At 72.8% G+C, this 21,966-nt stretch carries 18 protein-coding genes and 8 pseudogenes; 19 read left to right on the top strand and 7 right to left on the bottom strand.

Features of this window, described 5'->3' with window-relative positions:
* Positions 1-73 precede the first annotated feature (73 nt).
* The 8 genes and pseudogenes from OJ254_RS25305 to OJ254_RS25275 all read left to right on the top strand — a co-directional run bounded on the left by OJ254_RS25305 (position 74) and on the right by OJ254_RS25275 (position 6,187).
* The gene (locus OJ254_RS25305) at positions 74-1,288 is read left to right on the top strand and encodes an ATP-binding protein (protein WP_265364213.1); all 1,215 of its coding nucleotides are present in this window, start codon (positions 74-76) and stop codon (positions 1,286-1,288) included.
* Positions 1,285-1,698 (top strand): roadblock/LC7 domain-containing protein, encoded by a 414-nt coding sequence (locus OJ254_RS25300; protein WP_261954355.1) that lies wholly within the window; start codon positions 1,285-1,287, stop codon positions 1,696-1,698. Before OJ254_RS25305 ends, OJ254_RS25300 begins: the two co-directional genes overlap by 4 nt.
* A complete protein-coding gene (locus OJ254_RS25295; RefSeq protein ID WP_265364212.1) occupies positions 1,695-2,075 on the top strand; it encodes a DUF742 domain-containing protein in 381 nt (126 codons plus the stop codon). Before OJ254_RS25300 ends, OJ254_RS25295 begins: the two co-directional genes overlap by 4 nt.
* Positions 2,050-2,639: pseudogene (locus OJ254_RS25290) on the top strand (GTP-binding protein). The gene OJ254_RS25295 and the pseudogene OJ254_RS25290 overlap by 26 nt, the downstream one beginning before the upstream one ends.
* A gap of 10 nt (positions 2,640-2,649) precedes the next feature.
* Positions 2,650-4,014, top strand: coding sequence for a cytochrome P450 (locus tag OJ254_RS25285; protein ID WP_265364211.1), 1,365 nt, complete (start codon positions 2,650-2,652; stop codon positions 4,012-4,014).
* A gap of 36 nt (positions 4,015-4,050) precedes the next feature.
* Entirely contained in the window at positions 4,051-4,764 is a 714-nt protein-coding gene (locus OJ254_RS31185) for a cytochrome P450 family protein (RefSeq protein ID WP_341483732.1), read from the top strand.
* Positions 4,737-5,369 carry a cytochrome P450 gene (locus OJ254_RS31180; protein ID WP_341483731.1) on the top strand — a complete coding sequence of 211 codons (633 nt, stop codon included), beginning with the start codon at positions 4,737-4,739 and terminating at the stop codon, positions 5,367-5,369. The genes OJ254_RS31185 and OJ254_RS31180 overlap by 28 nt, the downstream gene beginning before the upstream one ends.
* 54 nt (positions 5,370-5,423) lie before the next feature.
* A pseudogene (locus OJ254_RS25275) lies at positions 5,424-6,187 on the top strand (enoyl-CoA hydratase/isomerase family protein).
* A 104-nt stretch (positions 6,188-6,291) separates the two neighbouring features.
* On the opposite strand, the gene OJ254_RS25270 reads toward OJ254_RS25275, so the two are convergent.
* Complete coding sequence (locus OJ254_RS25270) at positions 6,292-6,825, bottom strand: gamma carbonic anhydrase family protein (protein WP_265364210.1); 534 nt, start codon at positions 6,823-6,825, stop codon at positions 6,292-6,294.
* 144 nt (positions 6,826-6,969) lie between these two features.
* Here OJ254_RS25270 and OJ254_RS25265 point away from each other — a divergent pair, with 144 nt between their 5' ends.
* Positions 6,970-7,734: an acyltransferase gene (locus OJ254_RS25265; RefSeq protein WP_265364209.1), complete on the top strand. Its 765-nt coding sequence runs from the start codon at positions 6,970-6,972 to the stop codon at positions 7,732-7,734.
* 20 nt (positions 7,735-7,754) lie between these two features.
* On the opposite strand, the pseudogene OJ254_RS25260 reads toward OJ254_RS25265, so the two are convergent.
* A pseudogene (locus OJ254_RS25260) lies at positions 7,755-8,623 on the bottom strand (EamA family transporter).
* A gap of 105 nt (positions 8,624-8,728) precedes the next feature.
* Here OJ254_RS25260 and OJ254_RS25255 point away from each other — a divergent pair.
* From OJ254_RS25255 to OJ254_RS25245, 3 genes and pseudogenes are all read left to right on the top strand, one after another.
* Positions 8,729-9,300 (top strand): annotated as a pseudogene (locus OJ254_RS25255) (helix-turn-helix domain-containing protein).
* 42 nt (positions 9,301-9,342) lie between these two features.
* Positions 9,343-9,899 (top strand): annotated as a pseudogene (locus OJ254_RS25250) (YbaK/EbsC family protein).
* A 166-nt stretch (positions 9,900-10,065) separates the two neighbouring features.
* Entirely contained in the window at positions 10,066-10,626 is a 561-nt protein-coding gene (locus OJ254_RS25245) for a tetratricopeptide repeat protein (protein WP_265364208.1), read from the top strand.
* A 124-nt stretch (positions 10,627-10,750) separates the two neighbouring features.
* On the opposite strand, the gene OJ254_RS25240 is transcribed toward OJ254_RS25245, so the two are convergent.
* From OJ254_RS25240 to OJ254_RS25225, 4 genes are all read right to left on the bottom strand, one after another.
* Complete coding sequence (locus OJ254_RS25240) at positions 10,751-11,251, bottom strand: GNAT family N-acetyltransferase (protein ID WP_265364207.1); 501 nt, start codon at positions 11,249-11,251, stop codon at positions 10,751-10,753.
* A gap of 25 nt (positions 11,252-11,276) precedes the next feature.
* On the bottom strand, positions 11,277-11,684 hold the full coding sequence (locus OJ254_RS25235) for a CoA-binding protein (protein ID WP_265364206.1): 408 nt from the start codon (positions 11,682-11,684) through the stop codon (positions 11,277-11,279).
* A 160-nt stretch (positions 11,685-11,844) separates the two neighbouring features.
* Positions 11,845-12,513 carry a type VII secretion system-associated protein gene (locus tag OJ254_RS25230; RefSeq protein WP_265364205.1) on the bottom strand — a complete coding sequence of 223 codons (669 nt, stop codon included), beginning with the start codon at positions 12,511-12,513 and terminating at the stop codon, positions 11,845-11,847.
* Positions 12,504-12,635: a hypothetical protein gene (locus OJ254_RS25225; RefSeq protein WP_265364204.1), complete on the bottom strand. Its 132-nt coding sequence runs from the start codon at positions 12,633-12,635 to the stop codon at positions 12,504-12,506. The genes OJ254_RS25230 and OJ254_RS25225 overlap by 10 nt, the downstream gene beginning before the upstream one ends.
* Before the next feature lie 264 nt (positions 12,636-12,899).
* Between OJ254_RS25225 and OJ254_RS25220 the strand changes: the two are divergent.
* The 7 genes and pseudogenes from OJ254_RS25220 to OJ254_RS25195 all read left to right on the top strand — a co-directional run.
* A pseudogene (locus OJ254_RS25220) lies at positions 12,900-13,523 on the top strand (YigZ family protein); the annotation flags it as partial.
* Between the two features lie 188 nt (positions 13,524-13,711).
* Positions 13,712-15,131 (top strand): annotated as a pseudogene (locus tag OJ254_RS25215) (APC family permease); the annotation flags it as partial.
* 548 nt (positions 15,132-15,679) lie between these two features.
* Complete coding sequence (locus OJ254_RS31770) at positions 15,680-16,582, top strand: alpha/beta fold hydrolase (protein WP_423835951.1); 903 nt, start codon at positions 15,680-15,682, stop codon at positions 16,580-16,582.
* Entirely contained in the window at positions 16,489-16,848 is a 360-nt protein-coding gene (locus OJ254_RS31765; protein ID WP_423835950.1) for an alpha/beta hydrolase, read from the top strand. Before OJ254_RS31770 ends, OJ254_RS31765 begins: the two co-directional genes overlap by 94 nt.
* Positions 16,805-16,993, top strand: a complete 189-nt coding sequence (locus OJ254_RS25205; protein ID WP_265364203.1) for a hypervirulence associated TUDOR domain-containing protein — start codon at positions 16,805-16,807, stop codon at positions 16,991-16,993. The genes OJ254_RS31765 and OJ254_RS25205 overlap by 44 nt, the downstream gene beginning before the upstream one ends.
* A 150-nt stretch (positions 16,994-17,143) precedes the next feature.
* A pseudogene (locus OJ254_RS25200) lies at positions 17,144-18,309 on the top strand (exonuclease SbcCD subunit D).
* A complete protein-coding gene (locus OJ254_RS25195) occupies positions 18,306-21,485 on the top strand; it encodes an AAA family ATPase (RefSeq protein ID WP_265364202.1) in 3,180 nt (1,059 codons plus the stop codon). Before OJ254_RS25200 ends, OJ254_RS25195 begins: the two are co-directional and overlap by 4 nt.
* A 29-nt stretch (positions 21,486-21,514) precedes the next feature.
* Here the strand turns inward: OJ254_RS25195 and OJ254_RS25190 are convergent, their stop codons facing one another.
* Positions 21,515-21,961 (bottom strand): Lrp/AsnC family transcriptional regulator, encoded by a 447-nt coding sequence (locus OJ254_RS25190; protein ID WP_265364201.1) that lies wholly within the window; start codon positions 21,959-21,961, stop codon positions 21,515-21,517.
* Positions 21,962-21,966 lie beyond the last annotated feature (5 nt).

Genomic DNA, 21,966 nt, shown 5'->3' with positions numbered 1-21,966 from the left:
AGGTGGTGACTGATTCTGTGCACCACAGTCAGGCATACGACATCTGGTGGCTTCGTCGTCCGAAGAGAGTCCTATGACGCCATACTTCCAGGATCCAGCGCTGTGGGCATTGGTCGCTGGCACTCCTGTCGCCGCAACCGCGATTATTCGCGGACGAATGAAGATCGCGGAGCTGAAAAAAGAGAAGGTTGAACTCAAGCAGCACTACGCGAATCTTGAGGACCACTACGCGGAGGCCGTGGAGGAAGCGAAGGACCGGGCCGAAGAGGCCACCAAGACGACCCTGAAGGCCGCCATGCGGACCCTGCAGGGTCTGGCGAGTGAGCAGCAGCTGGCGATTTCCAAGCTGCAGGAGACATATGGCGAGCACAAGATCCTGCAGGATCTGCTCGACATCGACCACATGAATTCGCAGTTCGCGCGGCGGGCCCAGTCCATCGCTGTGCTCTGTGACGGCTGGCTCGGCCGGCGCCGCCAGGACGCCTCGCTCTACGACGTGGTCCGCAGCGCGAAGGGGCGTATTCGCCACTTCACGCGCGTCGAAATCCGGTCGCAGAGCCATTTCGGCATCGTGAGCCGTGCCGTGGAACCGGTGGCGCTGGTGCTCGCCGAACTGCTGGACAACGCGACCAGCTATTCGGCGCCCGAGACGGTCATCGAGCTCAACATCCGCCCGGTGCCCAAGGGCGTCTGCATCGTCGTCGACGACGCGGGTGTCGGCATGAACGAGGAGGAGAAGGCGCGGGCCGCCCGGCTGCTGTCCAGCGAGAATTCCGCGAGCGTCTCCAGCCTCGGTAATCCGCCGCAGTTCGGTTTCACCGTCATCGGTGTGCTCGCCGCCCGGTACGGCTTCAGCGTCTCGGTCGACTCAACGTCTCCGTACGGCGGCGTGCGCGCGGTCGTCCTGCTCCCCGACGATCTGCTCACGTCCCTGCACGAGCCCGAGGAGAGCCCTGCCGTGGCCGCGTCGACCCCGTTGCCGCCCGAGAACCCTCCAGGTCAGAGTGCTGAGGTGGCCTCCCGTGGCTACCGCGGACGGGTCCCGTCGGCCCCCGCCGCACCGCCCGCCCCGGCCGCCGCACCGGCGGAGCCGGAGACCACCGCCGGCGGGCTGCCCAAGCGCCGCCGCCGCGGTGCGATATCCATCGTGCCGGCCGAGGCCGAGAACGACCGGACTCCGACCCGGGACAGCGCGCAGGCCGCATCCGTAATGGGCGCATTCCAGCGCGGCACCCGATCCGGTCGTCGATCCACCAATGCAAGCAGTGAAGGGCATGAGGTTCAGTGAACTACGATCTGTCGTGGATGCTTGACAGTGCTCTGGAATTGCCCGAAGCGCAGCATGCCATTCTCGTCTCCGCCGACGGTCTCCTCATGGCCCGTTCGAAGGAGGTGGGCCGGGATCACGCCGACACCGTTGCCGCCGCCATGAGCGGAATGCAGTCGCTGAGCCGCACCGTCGCCGACTTCTGCAACGGCGGCGCACCCACGGTCCGTCCGCAGTGGCGCCAGACGCTGGTGGAATTCGACCACGGCTGGGTTTTCCTCATCTCGGCCGGCGAAGGCGCCTATCTCGCGGTTTCCGCATCACCCGACGTCGACATGGCGGAGATCACCTTCCGCATGCAGCAGCTGGTCGGCCAGCTCGGCAAGGCACTGACCAGTCCGCCGCGTGAGAGGGCCGATATCCAGCCATGACGACCGATGACGAGCCGGAGCTGGAACAGGAAGCAGCTGAATTAGTACGGCCGTATGTCATCACCAACGGCCGCGATCTCCTTGATGATCAGCAATTCTCGCTGATCACCTTGGTCACCGTGCACCCGGAACCGCCTCGCACCAAGCCGCTCGACCCGGAGCGGCTCGGCGTGCTCGACCTCTGTTCGGGCGGTTTCCTGTCCATCGCCGAAATCGCCGGGCACACCCGGCTTCCGGTGGGCGTCGTCAAGATTCTGGTGTCCGACCTCGTACACGAGGGCCACCTCTGCTCCCGGGCGCCCGTACCCAGCGCCCAGCTTGTCGACCGGAAAATCCTTGAGGAGGTGCTGAATGGGCTCCAGGCTCGCTTTGGATGACGGCGTGTACCTGCGCAATTCAGTGCAGACCGCGGCGAAGATCCTGGTGGTCGGCCACTTCGCCGTGGGGAAAACCACGTTCATCGGGACGATGTCGGAGATTCCTCCGCTGCGTACCGAAGAGGTAATGACCCAGGCCGGCCAGGGAATTGACGACCCGAAGGGCGCGCCTGGCAAGACCACCACGACCGTCGCCATGGACTTCGGCCGGCTCACTCTCAGCGACCAGCTGGTCCTGTATCTGTTCGGAACGCCCGGGCAGCAGCGCTTCGTTCAGGTGTGGGAAGACATGACGCGCGGGGCGCTCGGGGCGCTGGTCCTGGTGGACCCGAGCGCCTTGAGGAGTCCTTCCCTGTCATGGACCTGGTGGAACACTACGGAATCCCGTACGCCATCGCCGTGAACCGCTTCGACGGGACCCCCGTGCATTCGGTCGACGAGATCCGTGAGGCGCTGGACCTGCTTCCTGAGACGCCCGTTGTCAACTGTGACGCGCGGGACCAGCGTTCTTCGGCGGATTCCCTGATCGCGCTCGTCCGCTATCTCCAGACCCGCCTCAACTAGGAGTTCAGGCATGCATTCTCATTCGGAATTCGAGACTCCGCCGCCGGGTTGCCCGGCACACGCCGACGGCATGAGAACGTCCCTGTACGGCCCGGAATTCGCCGCGGATCCGCACGGCTTCTACGAGCGTCTCCGGCAGCACGGCCCCGTCGCTCCCGTCGAGCTCGCCCCCGGAGTGGAGGCGGAACTCGTCACCGACTACGCCACCGCGCTCCACGTACTCCAGAACCCGGACACCTTCGCCCGCGACTCCCGCCGCTGGCGCGCGCTGAACGAGGGCCGGGTGCCGCTGGACAGCCCCGTGCTGCCGATGATGATGTACCGGCCGAACTGCATGTTCTCCGACGGTGCCGACCATCTGAAGCTGCGCCAGGCCGTGACGGACAGCTTCGCGCGCCTGGACATGCACCGGGTGAGCCGGCATGTCGACCGGGTCGCCGCCTACCTGATCGACCAGTTCGGCTTCCGCGGCAAGGCCGACCTGATCAGCGACTACGCCCAGGTGCTGCCGCTGCTGGTCTTCAACGACCTGTTCGGCTGCCCCGCGGAGCTCGGCGACCGGCTGATCAGCGCCATCTCCAACCTCTTCGACGGTGTCGATGTGGAGCGGGCCAACGAGGCCATGGCAGGGGCGCTGTTCGAGCTCGTCACGCTGAAGCGCACCAGCCCCGGTGAGGACATCACCTCGTGGCTGATGCAGCACCCGTCGCAGCTGTCGGACGAGGAGATGGTCCACCAGCTGGCCCTCCTCATCGGGGCGGGCACCGAGCCGGTGCAGAACATCATCGGCAACGCGCTGCGCCTGCTGCTGTCCGACGAGCAGTTCGCCGACGGCCAGCAGGGCGCCGGTGTCCTGGTCGAGGACGCCATCAACGAGGTGCTGTGGAACAGCCCGCCGATCGCCAACTACGCCACCCACTACCCGGTCCACGACGTGGAGGTCGCCGGCACCAAGCTGGCGGCCGGCACGCCGGTCCTGATCAGCTTCGCGGCGGCCAACGCGGACCCGACCCTGTCCGCCTCACGGCAGACGTTCAGCAAGCGGGCCCACCTGGCCTGGGGTGCCGGAACGCACGCCTGTCCCGCCAAGGACCCGGCACTGCTGATCTCCATCAGGGCCATCGAGAAGCTGCTGAACACGCTGCCCGACGTCGAGCTGGGCGTGCCGGCGGAAACCCTGACCTGGCGTCCCGGTCCGTTCCACCGTGCGCTCATCGCGCTGCCCGCCCGCTTCACCCCGGTGCGCCACGCACGCCCTGAGGCGGGGCCGGCCGGCGGCGGCCACCGCCCGGGGGAGCAGCCGTCCCAGCAGCCCAAGGGCAGGTCGCAGAAGGGAAGCTGGTGGAGCGGGTTCCTCAACTGGTGGCGTGTGTGACGTTAATGACAGTGTGAATGTTCATTGACCGCATGAATGTTCAAGCTCGGGGGTATGCAGCGTTGGCGATTACTGTGTGATCTTCTGGAGGAAGGTGTCGCCGTGGAGCCCGCTCTGGCCATTGCCCCCGTTGACCGGCGCAGCGTGGTTTCGCTCTTCTCCCGTCTGCGCACAGGCGATGGTCAGGCAAATCCCTTGCCCTGGTATGTGAAACTCAGGGCGATGGGGGATATTGTCCCGGCGCCTTGGGGCGGGCACCTGGCGACGTCTTACTCCCTGTGCCACCAGGTACTGCGCAGCCGGGCGTGGCGGGTGCCGGACAGCGGCTGGCGGGCCCGCCAGGTCGACACGGCGCGCTGGAAGGCACCCGCATCACGCCAGATGGGCGGCACCCTGCCCATGCTCAACCCGCCGGACCACACCCGGATGCGGCGGTCGGTGGGAAATGTCTTCGACCGCAATTCCCTGGCGGTGATGAAGAATTCCGTCGAGCGTACGGTCAATCGACTGCTGGACCGCCTGGACGAAGAACTCGTTTTTGGCACAGCCGATTTCTGCGCACTGGTCAGCGACGAATTGCCGGTGATCACGATCGGTGAATGGCTGCAACTGCCGCCGTCCGATTACGCGTTGCTGCGCTCCCTCACCCACGACCAGGTATTCACCCAGGAGCTGTTTCCGACCCGAAGTCAGCTCGCCCTTTCCGACGAGGCCACCGGCAATTGCGCGAGTATTTCACCGCGCTGGTGAAGGGCCGCAGGAGGAATCCCGGGACGGACCCGATCTCGTCCTGGATCGCCGTATGGGACGACCTCGAACCCGACCGGGCGGCCGCGGACGAGGCCGTTTTCCACCTCGCGCTCTTCATGGTGCTGGCGGCACTGGAGACCACCTCCCACGTACTCGCCGGCGCGGTCCGCCTGCTCCTGGAGCACCCGCGCCAACGGGACTGGCTGCGCACCCGCCCCGAGCACATACCGGGCGCCCTGGACGAGGTCCTCCGCTACGACGCCCCGATACACATGATCAGCCGGGTCGCTCCGGAGGACACCGTGCTCGCCGGGGTCACCATCCGGGAGAACGAGATGGTGCAGCTCATGGTCGGCGCCGCCCACCACGACCCGCGCCAGTACGCGGACCCCGAACTCTTCGACATCCGCCGGCGGTCCCCCCACCTCAGCTTCGGCGGCGGCATCCACTTCTGCCTCGGCAGCGCACTCGCCCGTATGGAGGCGGAGTGCCTGCTCACCGCGTTGCTCCAGCGCCTCCCCGGGCTGCAGCTCGCGGGTGCGCCCGGCTGGGCGTCCCGGGTGGCCTTCCGCCGCCTGATCACACTTCCGGTCGCCCGTGCCTGAGTCGCCCGGTGGACCGGCTCCCACGAAGCGTGGAACAACGAACAAGGAACCGCCATGATGCACGACTTCAAGTCCCTCCTCGTCTCCCAGGAAGGGCCCGTCCTCAGGGTGCAGTTGAACTGCCCGGAGACCGGCAACGCCATTTCCGGACCGATCCTCGACGAGCTGCTCGCGGTCCTGGGGCCCTGGACGACGAGACCGGCATCAGGGTGCTGGTCCTCTCCGGCGCGGGCGACGACTTCTGCCTCGGCGGCGACCGCGCGGAATTCCCCGCCCTGCTCGCGGCCGACCCCAGTGGCGTGGAACTGCGGGCGCTCGCCAACAAGGCCCGCCGGGTGTGTGACGCCCTCGCGACCACCGACGTCGTGACCATCGCGCGGCTGCACGGCGGCGTGGTCGGGGCCGGTGTGGGGCTCGCGGTCTTCTGCGATCTGCGGGTCGGCGCGGACAACTGTCGCTTCCGGCTGCCGGAACTGGGTCTGGGCGTGCCGCCCGCCTGGGGCGGCATCATGCCGCGGCTGCTGAGCGAGGGAGGCGCCGCCAGAGTGCGCGAACTGATACTGACCGCCGACAACTTCGACGCCGTCACCGCGCAGGAGCTCTCCCTCCTCCACAAGGTCGTGCCCGTGGATCAGCTCGACAGCACCGTCACGCGCTGGACCAAGCCGCTGATCCGCCGCTCTCCCGCGGCCCTGCGGACCGCCAAGCTCATGATGAACGGGTACGCCAACGCCCACCGCCTCGCGGATGCCTCCCTCTTCGACGCCGAGCTGCTGTCGTCGGCGCTCACCGTCGCCGCGTCCGCCGGGCGTCGCTGAGGTTCCGGCCGACGTCGCCGGGTCCCTCCACGGTCTCCCTCCGCGACACCCCGCCCCCGCGGCGCGGTCCCATGCCCGCCCCGCGGCCCCCGCCCCGGCGTTCCTCAGTCCTCCGCCACCGCTTCCCGGTGCGCGGCCGCCAGTTCCAGGTACATCGCCGCATTGACCCGGATCATCTCGCGCTCCTCGGCGGTCAGTTCCCGCTTGACCTTCGCCGGTACGCCGGCGACGAGGGAGCCGGGCGGCACCCGCATGCCCTGCGGGACCAGGGCCTGGGCGGCGACCAGTGAGCCGGCGCCGATGTGGGCGCCGTTGAGGACCGTGGCGCCCATGCCGATGAGGACGTCGTCCTCGACGGTGCAGCCGTGCAGCACCGCGTTGTGGCCGACCGAGACCCGCTCGCCTACGGTCACCGGGAAGCCCGGGTCGACGTGGACCGTGCAGTTGTCCTGGATGTTGCTGTCGGCGCCGAGCACGATCGGGCCGCAGTCGGCCCGCAGCACCGCGTGGTACCAGACGCTGGCGCCCGCGGCCAGGGTGACCTCGCCGATCACCACGGACGTCGGGGCGGTGAACGCCGTCGCGGCCACCTGCGGTTCCTTGCCGCCCACCGGTGAAATGAACGCCCGTTCCGTCATCTCTGGATCTCCTCGCCGTTTGTGCGCCGCGCCCCCAGCACCGTAGACGACGCACCGGCCGGCGGACCGGGCGATCGGCCGGTGGGGCGAAGATCACAGCCCGGTGCGCGGTCCGGCGCCCGGGGTGCTGAGTACGGTGTGCGGGTGCCGATAAACCAGAACGTGTTCTCGTCCTTGGCGGCCTGGCGGCGCCGGGCCGTGTCGCGCGCCGTTCACCGCGGCGCGCGCTGGGTGCGGGAGGCCGCGGCCGTCACGGCCGGCCGGCCGGGGCCGTACCGCTTCCGCCGGATCGGCACCGGCACCCGGCTCGCGTTCCCGCAGGGCACCGTCTTCGGTGACCCCTGGATCGAGCTCGGCGACCACTGCATCATCGCCCAGGACGTGACGCTCACCGCGGGCATGATGCCGGACCTCGACCTCGGCCCGGAGCCGATCCTCACGCTGGGGAACGGCGTGGTCCTCGGCCGCGGCAGCCATGTGATCGCCGATGTCCGGCTGACGATCGGCGACGACTGCTTCTTCGGCCCCGGTGTGTACGTCACCACCACCAACCACAGTTACGACGATCCCGAGGTGCCGGTCGGCAAGCAGTGGCCGCGCGCCGATCCGGTCAGCATCGGCCCCGGCAGCTGGATCGGCACCGGTGCGGTCATCCTGCCCGGTGCCCGGCTGGGCCGGAACGTGGTGGTCGCGGCCGGTGCCGTGGTCCGCGGCGAGGTCCCCGACCACGCGGTGGTCGCCGGCGCGCCCGCCAAGGTGGTCCGCCGCTGGGACCCGGCGACGGGCTGGCAGCCGCCGCTGCGCACCCCGGCGCCGGTGCCGATCCCGGAGGGTGTCACGCCGGAGCAGCTGGTGGCGCTGGGGGAGTGGGTGGCGGACGAGGCGGCGGCGCCCGCCGGGGAGGCGTAGCGACGCGGCCTGACGGCGCGTCAGCCCCCGGAGGCGAGCAGGACCGTGCCGACCAGTGCGAGGGAGGCGCCGGCCGTCTGTATCGCCCGCATCCGCTCCTTGAGGACGCCGAGCGCGGCGAGCGTGGTGACGACGGGGTAGAGGGAGGCGAGCACCGCGGCCATGGTGACCGGACCGTGCTGGGCGGCGAGGGAGTACGTGCCGTTCGCGGCGACGTCCGCGATGCCCACGAAGGCGAGCATCGGCAGCGCGCCCTTGAGGGCCGCGAACCCGCCCTCGGGCAGCGCCGGGTTGCCGCGCCGCACCGACGCGTACAGGGCGGCGCCGCCGACCGCGACATTGCACACCCGCTGCACGAACAGCGCGAGGAACAGGCCGGTCACGGTCGTGGACGCCTCCGCGATCAGCGCCATCACCGCGCCGAAGCCGAGCGCCGAGACCAGCGTCAGCGCGATCGTCTGGCGGGCGATGGAGGCGCCGCTGATCTTCGGGCCGCCGGCCAGCAGTACCCCGACGACCGCCACGACCATGCCGGCGGCCTGCAGCAGGCCGGGCCGTTCGCCCGCCACGATGCCCACGCCGAGCGGTACCAGTACGGTGCCGAGCGCGGCGAGCGGGGAGACCACGCCCATCGGGCCGAGTGCCAGGGCGCGGTAGAAGCAGAGCATCGCGGCCGGGCCGACGACGCCCGCGCCGACCGCGAACCACAGCTGCGGCCCGGCCTCCCGCCAGCCGCCGGTCGCCACCACGATGGCGCCCAGGACCACGGCGGCCAGGGTTTGCGAGACGACCACGACGGTCAGCGCCTGGAATCGTCGGGTGAGCAGTCCGCCCCGAAGTCGGCGAGCCCCCAGAGGAGGCTGGTGGCCAGGGCGAAGACCGCTGTCATGGTGAAACCTCGCAGTACAGTGAACCGGACGCTGAAGTACACCACACCGTAGTCCAACAAACTGAACTACAGCATCCAATTTATTAGCCTCGACTTGGACGGACCGTGACGGACCTCGACCAGCTCACGCAGTCGCTCGCCCGCAACCTCAAGCACTGGCGCGCCGAGCGCGGCTACACCCTCGACGCCCTGGCGGCCCGCGCCGGCGTCAGCCGCGGCATGATCATCCAGATCGAGCAGGCCCGTACCAACCCGAGCGTGGGAACCACCGTCAAGATCGCCGACGCGCTCGGCGTCAGCATCACCACGCTCCTCGACTACGAACAGGGCCCCCAGGTCCGCATCGTCGGTCCGGGCGAGGCGGTCCGGCTGTGGTCCACCGAGGCGGGCAGCTTCACCAAGCTCCTCGTCGGCGCCGAGGCGCCCGGCCCCTTCGAACTGTGGGACTGGCGGCTGATGCCGGCGACGACAGCGCCTCCGACCCCCATCCGCCCGGCACCGTCGAACTGCTCCACGTCCGCGCCGGCACCCTCACCCTCGTCGTCGACGGCGTCGAGCACACCGTGCCGGCCGGCGCCTCGGCGACGTTCGAGGCCAAGGTCCCGCACGGCTATCGCAACGACGGGACCGAACCGGTCGAGATGACCATGTCCGTGATCATCCAGCCCGCCCGCTGAGACGGTCCCGCGGCGACCGGCTCCGGCTGTTAACTTGGCGCCATGCCCGTCCCGATGGATGCCTTTGACGAGGTCCGGCCCGCCGTCGAGTGCCTGGACCAGCTGACCGAGCCCGTCGCCGCGGCGATCCGCGCCTGGAGCGGCTCCGTACCGGTCGAGGAGTTCCGCTTCGTCGACACCGACCCCGCCATCGCGGACACCGCACTGCTCGTCGAGCACTACGGCCCCTGGCTGGTGGAGCAGTCGGCGAACTGCGTGGTGGTGGCCGGCAAGCGCGGCGGCGAGACCGCACTGGCCGGCTGCGTCGTCCTGTCCCACACCCGCGTCGACGTCAACGGCGTGGTGCGCCGCCAACTCGGCGCGCGGAAAGCCTCGTTCGCACCGATGGACCGGGCGGTCGGCGAGAGCGGCATGGAATACGGCGGCATCACCCCCATCGGCCTGCCCGCGGCTGGCCACTGCTCGTCGACGCCGCCGTCGCCGACACCCCGTACGCCCTGATCGGCAGCGGCAGCCGCCGCGGCAAGCTCATCGTCCCCGGCAAGGCACTGGCCGAACTCCCCGGCGCCACGGTCCTGGACGGCCTGGGCGTCGCCTAAGAGCGGCCTTCCGGACCCTTCCGGAGCGGTCGATGCACGCGTGACGGCCCCGGATGTCAGCGCCTGCGCCTAGCCTGCGGCACATGACGATCGACGACGAGAGGCTGACGCGGCTGCGGACCGCCGCGACGGCCGGGATGCCGACGCCGCCTTCGCGCTGGGGCGGTTGCTGTGCCTGACGGCCACCGGCCCGGCGGACGTGCCGGAAGAGATCGACGGCGCCGGGCAGAGCTGGCCGGAGGAACCCTGGCTGCGCGCGGCCCTCGACAGACATCCCGGCCACGTCCCCGCCCTGACCCTGCTGGCCGGACGGCTGGCCCAGCAGATCGACTTCTGGCAGAACATGCGCGAGCTCAACCCCGAGGCCGCCGAGGGGTATGGGGAGGACGAGACCACCATCGGGCGGCGGCAGGCCGAGACGGAAGACCTCCTCGCCCGGGCGGGCGCCGCCGGGACCGGGCACCACACCACCGGGCCGTACGGTTTCTATGTGCTGGACGACACCGGCTGGAGCGGTTCGACCGCGCACTGCGCGACGATCGTCGCCTCCCGCCCCGATGAGCTGCGCTGGGCCTGCGACCAGTGGTTCTCGGTCGTCGGGGGCTGCGGGCTGAGCGGGGCTCCGATCCTCACCGCGTACGCGCACGGCGAGGAGGTGAGCGTCGTCCACCTCGCCGAACACTTCGACCGGACCGTCGACTGGACACCGTCACCCTTCCGCCGCTGAGCGGCGAAGAGCTGCCGCCGGGGCTCCCGGTGCCGGGCAGCGGCCTCCACTACGGCTTCGCCGCCCGGGTGGAGTAGGGCGGCTGCCTCTCCGGCCCGGCGGTCGCCCCGGGCCGGGCGCCCGCTCAGCCGGCCTTGCGCCGCACGCCCGCGCGCAGGTCCAGCGACAGCGGTGTGGAGTGTTCGTGGAACCCCATGCTGCGGTACAGCGGTTCGGCGCCGTCCGTGGCATGCAGGTCGACGCGGCTGACGCCCTGCTCCGCGAACCAGTCGAGCAGCGCCTCGGTGGTGGCGCGGGCATAGCCGCGGCCCCGATAGCGCGGATCCGTACACACGTTGAAGACGAAGCCGAAGCGGCCCGAGGGGTGGCCCGGCGCCGGCAGCCGCTGCTCCACCGTCCCGACCGCACACGCCGCCAGATGCGGCGCCCCGGCCGCCCCGTCGCCCGCCACCACGAAGGCCCCCAGCCGCGCCTCCGGCCCGGTCAGCAGCCGGCGCGCCACCGTCTCCGCCTCCCGCTCCCAACCGCCGGGCTGGTCCTCGCCGTTCATCGCCCGGAACATCAGCCGGCGCAGCCGGACCAGTTCGGCTGCGTCCCCGGGGACGGCGGCCCGTATCTCGATCATGTCCGGACGCTAACGCACGCCCGGCTCAGCCCAAACGCGGTATCTCAATGGCCGGACAACGGTCCATGACCATGTCCAGACCCGCATCGCGCACGCGGTTCCAGGCCCCCTCGTCGACCACACCGAGCTGGAACCAGACGGCCCTCGCACCGGCCGCCACGGCCTCGTCGGCGACCGGCCCGGCCAGCTCGCTGTTGACGAACACATCGACCACGTCGACCGGGAACGGGATCGCGTCCAGCGAGGAGTAGCCCGGCTCGCCGTGCACCGTCTCGGCCTTCGGGTGCACCGGAACGATGCGCTTGCCGTAGCGCTGCAGCACCTCGGCCACGCCGTACGCGGCCCGCCGCTCGTTGTTCGACAGACCCACGACGGCCCAGGTGTCGCCGAGCTCGGTGAGGATCCTGCGGATCGTACTGGGATCGCCGTACACGCACTGCCTCCTGCTCAGGGAAGGTTCTCGTGCGGATCAACGGCCGGCACCGCCGGAAGATTCCCGCCCGGGCCACGGCGGGCGCGTCCGCGGACGCAGGCGCCCCGCCCGAAGGGGAAGGCGGCGGGGCGGGTTCTTTAGTGGGGTGGGACGGGGGCGGTCAGCGGCGGGCGCGGACGACCGTGCTGCCGGCCAGTCCGGCGCCGACGACGGTGCTGCCGGTGGCGGCCCGGGCCGGCTTGCCGATCGCCCGGCCGCCGCCCACCGGCTCGGCGCCGCCGGCCCCGGTGCCGGGCCGCAGCGCCCCGGTCGCGGCCGCCTCCCGGACCTCCTCCGGCGCCTGGGCGGACGTCCCGGCCAGTGCGGCACGCAGTTCCTCGGTGTCGACCAGCATGCTCACCGGCCCGGTCGGGTTCAGGTACAGCGCGTGGCCCGGCGGAAGCTGGTCCACGAGGTCGGCCACCGGACGCCGGTCGTAGAGCAGCCGTCCCACCGACTCCAGGTAGCCCTCCGAGGTGTAGGCCGGGATCACCGGGGTGCCCTCGGGCGAGGCGGCGGCCAGCGGGGTGCCGGTCGCGGTGACCAGGACGGACACCTCGGCCCGCGCCAGCGCCTCGGTGACGTCCTGCCCGGGCCCGTAACCGGTCGCGGCCAGCTGCACCGCGCGGTCCACCGGGTCGGCCGGCTCCGACCACTCCAGCATCTGCGGCGACGGCCGGTACTCCGGGTTGTCCCGCCACTCCTCGATCTCGCCGGTCGGCCCGGACCGCCACTGCCCGATCAGCGCCCAGAGCGGTGGCGGCCCCTCGCCCTGCCACGTCAGGTCCACCAGGCCAGCCAGTGATCGGGCGCCTCGCGTGCCGCCTCGACGACCTCCGGCGGGGGCTCGGGCATGTCCTCGCCCGTGAGGGGCTCGCCCGCCGTCATCGCCGACTGTGTGCTCTCTTCCATGCAGCCCTCCGCCAACCCGCGGTTCCGTTCCTGCGCGTACGAGCGGGGCCCCGGAAACACGAGGCTCTCGCACTGGCCTCACAGTGCCCACGGCCGGCCCCGACGTCTCCCCGACGCACCGTGCGGACGGGGCGGGTACGCCGCCTGGCCGTGCGGACTGCGCCCGTCCGGCGGACCCCCGTGCCCTTTTGGCGGACGGCCCAGCGCGGCGCGGGCGGCCGGGACCGGGAGCCCGCTGTCACCGGGGCCGCATAGGCTGGAGCGATGCAGGAGCAGTACCGCACGCTCGCGCGCGAGGGTGTCCACGAGATCGAGATCAACAAGTCCCGCTTCCTCTGCGCGCTCGCGCCCGTCGCGAACGAGACCGAGGCGCTGGACTTCCTCGCGCGCATCCGCAAGGAGCACCCGACCGCACGCCACCACTGCTGGGCGTACGTCCTCGGTGCCGACGGCGGCGTGCAGAAGGCCAGTGATGACGGCGAGCCGGGCGGCACCGCGGGCGTCCCGATGCTGCAGATGCTGCTCCGCCGCGAGATGCGCTTCGTCGTCGCCGTCGTCACCCGCTATTTCGGCGGCGTCAAGCTCGGCGCCGGTGGGCTGATACGCGCCTACGGCGGTGTCGTCGGCGAGGCCCTGGACGTGCTGGGCACGGTCACCCGGCAGCGTTTCCGGCTGGCCACGGTCACCGTCGACCACCAGCGGGCCGGCCGGGTCGAGAACGACCTGCGGACCACGGGCCGCGCGGTGCGGGAGGTGACGTACGGGGCGGAGGTGCGCATCGAGGTCGGGCTGCCGGAGGCCGAGCTGGACGCGTTCCGCGGCTGGCTGGCGGACGCGACGGCCGGTACGGCCCGGCTGGAGCTCGGCGGCGAGGCGTACGGGGAGGCCGGGCGGCCGGGGAGGTCTGACCGGCGGCGCGGCCCGCGGGAGAGCGGCCGGGCGCGGGTGGAATGTCCGGTCCGTACCGGTGCGCGGCGGCGCCGGGCGTGTCAGCCTGTGGCGGGGCGGACGGGTGCCGCACCGGCGAGCGGCGGGGGCCGAAGCTCCGCCGTGCCGGCACGAGAAGGGGGCCGCCGATGCCTGAACTCCTCGACGAGCACGTGGGATTCGTCCGCCGGATCGGACTGTTCCAGGCCACCGCCATCAACATGAGCCAGATGTGCGGCATCGGCCCGTTCGTCACCATCCCGCTGATGGTCGCCGCCTTCGGCGGACCGCAGGCCGTCATCGGGTTCCTCGCCGGCGCGGTCCTGGCGCTCGCGGACGGGCTGGTCTGGGCCGAGCTGGGCGCCTCGCTGCCCGGCGCCGGCGGCAGCTACGTCTATCTGCGGCAGGCGTTCCAGTACCGCACCGGCAAGCTGATGCCGTTCCTGTTCGTGTGGACGGCCATGCTGTTCATCCCGCTGGGGATGTCCACCGGTGTGATCGGCTTCGTGCAGTACCTGGGCTATCTGTGGCCGGGGATGAGCCAGGGCAGGGTGACGCCGTCGGACTCGTGGTCACCGTGGGCATCATGGTGCTGCTGTGGCGGCGGGTGGAGCGGATCGCCCGGCTCACCGTTGTCCTCTGGGCGGTGATGATCGCCGCCGTCGTCCTCGTCATCGTCGCCGCGTTCACCCACTTCAGCCCGGAGCGCGCCTTCACCTACCCCGCGCACGCCTTCGAGCTGACGGCCGGTCACTTCTGGGTGGGCTTCGCGGCCGGGCTGACCATCGGCATCTACGACTACCTCGGCTACAACACCATCGCCTACATGGCGCCGAGATCCGCGACCCCGGCCGGACCGTCCCGCGCGCGATCATCGCCGCCATCCTCGGCATCATGGCCATCTACCTGCTGCTGCAGATCGGCACGCTCGGCGTCGTCGACTGGCGGGAGATGCTCGACCCGCACTCCACGGCGTCCTCGTCCGTCGCCTCCGCCGTGCTGGAACGGGCCTGGGGCAGGGGCGCGGCCGACACCGTCACCGTGCTCATCCTCGTCACCGCCGTCGCCTCCGTCTTCACCGGGCTCCTCGGCGGCTCCCGGGTCCCCTACGACGCCGCCCGCGACCGGGTCTTCTTCCGCCCGTACGGCACCCTCCACCCGCGCCACCGGTTCCCGGTGCTCGGCCTGCTCACCATGGGGGCGGTGATGGCGGCCGGCTTCCTCCTGGGCCGGCACACCGACCTCGCCACCATCATCCAGCTGCTCACCACCGTCATGGTGATCGTGCAGTCGCTGGCCCAGGTCGCCGCCGTCACCGTGCTGCGCCGCCGCCAGCCGGCCCTGCGCCGCCCCTACCGGATGTGGCTCTACCCGCTCCCCGGACTCCTCGCGCTCACCGGCTGGCTGGTGATCTACGGCTACGCGGACCGCAACGCGCCCGGCCGGCACCCCATCGAATGGTCGCTGGCCTGGGTCGCCGCGGGTGTCGTGGCGTTCCTCCTCTGGGCCCGCGTCGAGAAGGAGTGGCCGTTCGGGCCGAAGCGGATCGACGAGCGGTACCTGGACGGTGGCGCGCCGCACCGGAGGCGGACGCGGACGACGGCGCGGGCGACCGCCCGGCCGGGGGCGAGGCCGGCGCCGCCGCCGGGGATAACCCCACCCCGGGTCTCGTGGCTGCCGGATGGGAGCCGGGGCGCGGCTCAACCACCCTTGTCCCATGACGAGTTACTCACGACGCGCCCTCCTCCTCAGCCTCTCCGCGACGGCGGTCGCGGCCACCCTGACCGGCTTCGCCCCGCCCGCCCCCGCCGCCCCCGCCGGCGCCACCGGCGCGCCCGCGCCCCTCGCCTGGCGGCCCTGCGACCGACCCGGCGGCCCCGCCGGACAGGAGTGCGCCGACCTGGCCGTACCGGTCGACTACCGGCACCCGGACGGCCCGCAGTTGACCGTCGCGGTGTCCCGGCTGCGCAGCGACCGGCCCGCCGCACGGCGCGGCACCCTGCTGCTGATCCCGGGCGGCCCCGGCGGCTCGGGGTGCAGCGGCTCGCGCAGAAGGGGAGGCGCTGCGCAAGGCCACGGGCGGGGCGTTCGACCTGGTCGGTCTGGACCCGCGCGGAGTGGGCGGCAGCGCCACGGCGAGCTGCGGCCTGGCGCCCGCCGACCGCTTTCTGGTGAGCCTGCGCTCCTGGCCCTCCCCGGACGGCAACATCACCGACAACGTCGCCCGCGCCCGGCGCGTCGCCGACGCCTGCCACCGCCACGGCGGCGCCGTCCTGCGCAGCATCTCCACCACCAACGAGGTCCGCGACATCGACCGCTTCCGGCAGGCGCTCGGCGAGCGGAAACTCTCGGCCTGGGGCGTCTCCTACGGGACGTACGTGGGCGCCGTCTACGCCCAGAAGTACCCGCAGCACACCGACCGTTGGGTGCTGGACAGCAGCGGCGACCCCGACCCGGCGCGGGTCGAGCGGGGCTGGCTGGCGAACATGTCGGCCGCCGCGGACGACCGGTTCCCCGACTTCGCCGCCTGGGCCGCCGACCCGGCCCGCGACAAGGACGGCCTGCGGCTGGCCGCCCGACCCGAAGAGGTCCGCCCGCTGTTCCTCGCACTGGCCGCGAAGCTGGACCGCGCGCCCAGGGAATCCACCACCGAGTCCGTGCCACTGACCGGCAACATGCTGCGGCAGGCGCTGCAGAACGCCCTCTACAACGACGCCTCCTTCGCACCGCTGGCCCGGCTCGTCCAGCAGGCCCAGGACCCGGCCGCCCGCCCGGACCTGCCCCCGACCTCGCCCGGCCGATGCCCGACACCGACGCCACCGCCATCATGGCGACCCTCTGCAACGACGTGCGCTGGCCGGCATCGGTCCCCGCCCACCGGCGCGCGGTCGCCGCCGACCGGGCCCGCCACCCGCTCACCGCCGGCATGCCGGCGAACATCACGCCCTGCTCCTTCTGGAAGGACGCGCCGGACCCCCGGCCCACCCGGATCACCGACGACGGACCGTCCAACATCCTGATGCTGCAGAACCTCCGGGACCCCTCCACCCCCTACTTCGGTGCCCTGAAGATGCGGCAGGCCCTCGGTGACCGCGCCCGTCTGGTCGCCCTCGACCACGGCGGCCACGGCGCCTACCTCGCCAACGGCACCGCCTGCGGCGACCGTACGGTCACCACCTTCCTCACCACCGGCCGCCGCCCGGCCCGCGACGTCCGCTGCGCGGACCCGGCCGCCGCCCCGCATGCCGCGGGGACCGGCCTCCGGGACAATTCCCCCGGGAGGTGAGTCCCATGGCCGAGCGCGGCGAATCGACGCCTCCGAGGAGGAACCGCAGTACAAGGTGCGCAGCGAGAAGTCCGGCACGGCGGCCGCGCACACACCCGGGGCCCTGCGGAAGAAGAGGTCCCGGGCCCTGCGGAAGAAGAGGTGACGCCCGAAGGGCGCCGACGCGCCGCCCCTGACGCGAGGCCGGTACCGGACCGGCCCGCGCCGGCGGCTACCCTGGGCACGGCCGGCCGGCGGACCCCGGACGGTGCCAGGGACGGACCGGGAGGGGAAACGTGCAGGTCGGAGCGGTCGATTGAGACTTCTGCACACCTCCGACTGGCACCTGGGTCGGTCCTTCCACCGGGTCGGCCTGCTCGCCGCCCAGCGTGCCTTCCTCGACCACCTCGTGGCGACGGTGCGCGACCGGGAGATCGACGCCGTGCTCGTCGCGGGCGACATCTACGACCGGGCCGTGCCGCCGCTCGCCGCCGTCGAGCTCTTCGACGAGGCGCTGCACCGGCTCGCCGACCTGGGCGTACCGACCGTGATGATCTCCGGCAACCACGACTCCGCCCGCCGGCTGGGCGTCGGCTCGGGACTCATGGAACGGGCCGGCATCCACCTGCGGACCGACCCGGCCGGCTGCGGCACCCCCGTGCTGCTGCACGACGCGCACGGCCCGGTCGCGCTCTACGGCCTGCCGTACCTCGAACCCGCCATGGTGCGCGACGCCCTCGGCGCGCCCCGGGCCGACCACGCGGCGGTGCTGGGCGCGGCGATGGACACGGTGCGCGCCGACCTCGCCGGCCGGCCGCCGGGGACCCGTTCGGTGGTGCTGGCGCACGCCTTCGTCACCGGCGGCGCGGTCAGCGACAGCGAACGCGACATCACCGTCGGCGGCGTCGCCTCCGTCCCCGCGGCGGTGTTCGAGGGCGTGGACTACGCCGCGCTCGGCCATCTGCACGGCTGCCAGACCCTCACCGAACGGATCCGCTACTCCGGTTCCCCGCTGGCGTATTCGTTCTCCGAGGCCACACACCGCAAATCGATGTGGCTGGTCGACCTCGACGCGGCCGGGGCGGTGCGCGCGGAGCGGCTGGACTGCCCGGTGCCGCGGCCGCTGGCCCGCATCCGGGGCCGCTGGAGCGGCTGCTCGACGACCCGGCACTGGCCGGGCACGAGGACTCCTGGGTCGAGGCGACGCTCACCGACAGCGCCCGCCCGCACGAGCCGATGGCCCGGCTCGCCCGCCGCTTCCCGCACCTCGTCAGCCTGGTCTTCGACCCCGACGAGGGGCCCGCCCGCTCGCTGGCCTCGTACGCCCAGCGGCTGCGCGGCCGCAGCGACCAGGAGATCGCCGAGGACTTCGTGGCACACGTACGGCCCGGCCGCGCGGCCGACGCGCACGAGCGGGCCGCACTGCGCTCCGCGATCGACGAGGTGCGGGCCCAGGAGATGGCGGCCGAGGGGGCACGATGAGACTGCACCGGCTGACCGTCACCGCGTTCGGGCCGTTCGGCGGCACCCAGACCATCGACTTCGACCGGCTCACCCGGGACGGCCTGTTCCTGCTGCACGGGCCGACCGGCGCCGGCAAGACCTCCGTCCTCGACGCGGTCTGCTTCGCGCTGTACGGGTCGGTGCCCGGGGCGCGGCAGAGCGGCCAGGCACTGCGCAGCGACCTGGCCGACCCGCTGACCCTCACCGAGGTCGTCCTCGAACTCACCGTGGCCGAACGGCGGTTGGAGATCACCCGGCTGCCGGAGCAGCCGCGGCCCAAGAAGCGCGGCAGCGGTACGACGAGGGAGAAGGCGCAGAGCCGGCTGCGGGAGTTCGTACCGGCCGGAGCGCAGGAACGGGCGGCCGGCGGCGCGGGGCACTGGAAGGCGCTGAGCCGCTCGCACCAGGAGATCGGGGAGGAGATCGGGCAGCTGCTCGGCATGAGCAAGGAGCAGTTCTGCCAGGTCGTGCTGTTGCCGCAGGGCGAGTTCGCGCGCTTCCTGCGGGCCGACGCCGAGGCCCGCGCCCGGCTGCTCGGCCGGCTCTTCGACACCCGCCGGTTCGCCGCGCTGGAGGAGCAGCTGACCGCGCGCCGCCGGGCCGCCGCCGACGAGGTCGCGGCGGGCGACGAACGGCTGCTGGCGCTGGCGCACCGGATGGCGCAGGCGGCCGGCGGGACCGCGGACGCGGAGTCCGGCGACGCCGCGGCCTTCGCGGGGCTGCTGCCCGCCGCGGACTCCGGCCGGCGTACCGCGGCCGCGGTCCCGGCCCAGGGCGGCGCCGCCGGACGGCGTACCGCGGGCGCGGCCGGGCGTACCGGACGCGGCACCGCGGCCGCCCCCGCGGAGCCGGACGTGCCAGGGCCGGGCGAGCCGGGATTCGCCGACGCGGTGCTGGCCGGCGCCGCCGTCGCCCGGGTGACCGCACGGGAGCGGCTGGACATCCACCGCTGCGCACTGCACCGGGCCGAGGAGGCCGAACGGACCGCGGCCGGCCGGCTGGCGGAGGCCGGCGAACGGCACCGGCTCCAGCAGCGCTATGCGGACGCCCGCCGCCGGGCCGATGCGCTGGAGGCCCGGGCCGCGGAACGGGAAGCGACCCGGGCGAGGCTGGCCCGGGCCCGCACCGCCGCGGAGGTGGCGCCCGCGCTCGCCCTGCGCGACGCCGCCGGACGCGACCTGGACGCCGCCCAGCGCGCCGACGCGGACTGCCGCGGCCTTCTGCCGCCGGCCCTCGCCGACGCCTCGGGCGACCAACTCGCGGCCAGGGAGCGGGAGTTGCGGGAGGAGCTGGGCTCGCTCGCGGCGGCCCGGCGGACCGAGCGGCGGGCCGCCGGGATCGGCGCGGAACGGGCCGCACTGGACCGCGAGGCGCGCGCCGACGAAGAGACCCTGCTGGACGCCGGCGAGTGGCTCGCCCAGTGGGACCGGGCCCGTGGTGCCCACCAGCGGCGCATCGAGTCGGCCCAGGAGGCCGCGACCCGGGCCGAGCAGCTCGCCGCCCGCGTCGAACCGGCCGCCGAACGGCTCGCCGCGGCCCGGCGGCGCGACCGCCTTGCCGAAGAAGTACGCGTCGCCGAACGGGAGTTGCTCACCGCCCGGGAACGGTCCGCGGCCGCCCACGAGGACTGGCTCGACCTCAAGGACCGGCGGCTGCGCGGGATCGCCGCCGAGCTCGCGGAGGCGCTGACGGACGGCGCGGCCTGCGTGGTGTGCGGCGCCACCGAGCACCCGGCGCCGGCCCGGGCCGGCGCCGGCCATGTCGACCGCGCCACCGAGGAGGCCGCACTCGCGGCGTACCGCCGGGCCGAGGAGACCCGGCGGCAGGCGGAGCAGCGCTGCCAGTCCGCCAAGGAGGAGCTGGCCGGTGCCGCCGCCACCGCGGGGGACACCCCGGTGGCCGAACTCGCCGCGCAGGCCGAGGAGTTGCGGGACGGTCTGGCCCGCGAGCACGCCCGGGGCGCCGATCTGCATGCCGCCCGCGAGGCGTTCCAGCGGGCCGAGCGGGAGCACGAACGACGCCGCACCGAGCAGCAGCAGGCCGAGCGCCGGGTCGCCGCCCGCACCTCCCGCCGTGAGGCACTGGACGCCGAACGGGCCGCGCTGGAGGAGGAGTTGGCGCGGGCCCGGGCGGACTGCGCGAGCGTGGCAGAACGGGCCGGGCACCTGGAGCGGCAGGTGGCCCGGCTGGCCGCCGCGGCCGAGGCGTCCCGTACGGCGCACTCCTGCGCCGAGCGGCTCAAGGAGGCCGACGCCGCGCTCGCCGACGCCGCCTACCGGGCCGGGTTCGACACCCCGCGGGAGGTCGCCGGCGCACTGCTGCGGGACGAGGAATGGCGGGCCCTGCAGCAGCGGCTCGACGACTGGCAGCGGGAATCCGCCGCGACCGAGGCGGAACTGTCCGACCCGGAGGTGTCCGCCGCGGCCGCCCTGCCGCCCGCGGATCCGGAGGCCGCCCGGACCGCGCACCAGGAGGCGGCGGCGCGGCTGCGGTCCGCCGCCACGGCGCACGCCACCGCCCAGCACCGCGCCGCCGAACTCGACCGGCTCTCCGCGCGTGCCGGGGCCGACGCCCGGGCGCTGGCCCCGCTGCGCGCCGCCCACGACCGCATCGCCCGGCTCGCCGCCCTGGCCGCCGGCACGTCCGGCGAGAACGAGCGGCGGATGCGGCTGGAGTCGTACGTCCTCGCCGCCCGGCTCGAACAGGTCGCGGCCGCGGCCAGCGCCCGGCTGCACCGGATGTCGGCCGGCCGCTACACCCTCGTCCACTCCGACGAGCGGACCGGCGGCACCCGCCGCTCCGGGCTCGGTCTGCACGTCATCGACGGCTGGACCGGCCGGGAGCGGGACACCACCAGCCTCTCCGGCGGGGAGACCTTCTTCGCCTCGCTCGCGCTGGCCCTCGGACTCGCCGACGTTGTCACCGACGAGGCCGGCGGCACGCGGCTGGACACCCTCTTCATCGACGAGGGCTTCGGCAGCCTCGACGAGCAGACCCTCGACGAGGTGCTGGACGTCCTGGACTCGCTGCGCGAACGCGACCGGAGCGTCGGCATCGTCAGCCACGTCGCGGACCTCAAGGCCCGCATCCCCGCCCAGCTGGAGGTCGTCAAGGCCCGCACGGGCTCGGCGGTACGGCACCACGTGCGGACTTGAGGCCCGGGGGAGTGGGGGCGGGCGGACGGTCAGTGGCCGACCGGCCGGCGCGGCAGCGGTGACGAATACACCACGCTGGTGGTCACCGAGCCGAGCGCGCCGATCCGCCCGGACACCTCTTCCAGATGCTTCATGGAACGGGCCGCGACCTTGATCACGAAGCAGTCGTCGCCCGTGACGTGGTGCGCCTCCAGGATCTCCGGCGTCGTCTCCAGCAGATCATGGAACGGCTTGTAATTGCCGTTCGGATAGCGGAGCCGTACGAAGGCCAGCACCGGCAGCCCGATCCGCTCCGGGTCGACCACCGCCGCGTACCCCGAGATCACCCCGGCCTCCTCCAGCCGCCGGACCCGCTCGGTGACGGCACTGGCGGACATGTTCACGGCGCGGGCCAGCTCGGCGTAGCCCGCGCGGCCGTTGCGCTGCAGGACGTCGAGGATGCGCCAGTCGGTGGCGTCGGGGGAATATCCGGTCATCTGCG

This window comes from Streptomyces endophytica (assembly GCF_026153355.1).
In the GTDB taxonomy this organism is placed as follows: domain Bacteria; phylum Actinomycetota; class Actinomycetes; order Streptomycetales; family Streptomycetaceae; genus Streptomyces; species Streptomyces endophytica.
The sequence above is the reverse complement of the archived record's forward strand: the minus strand, read 5'-3'. Positions and strand labels throughout refer to the sequence as shown.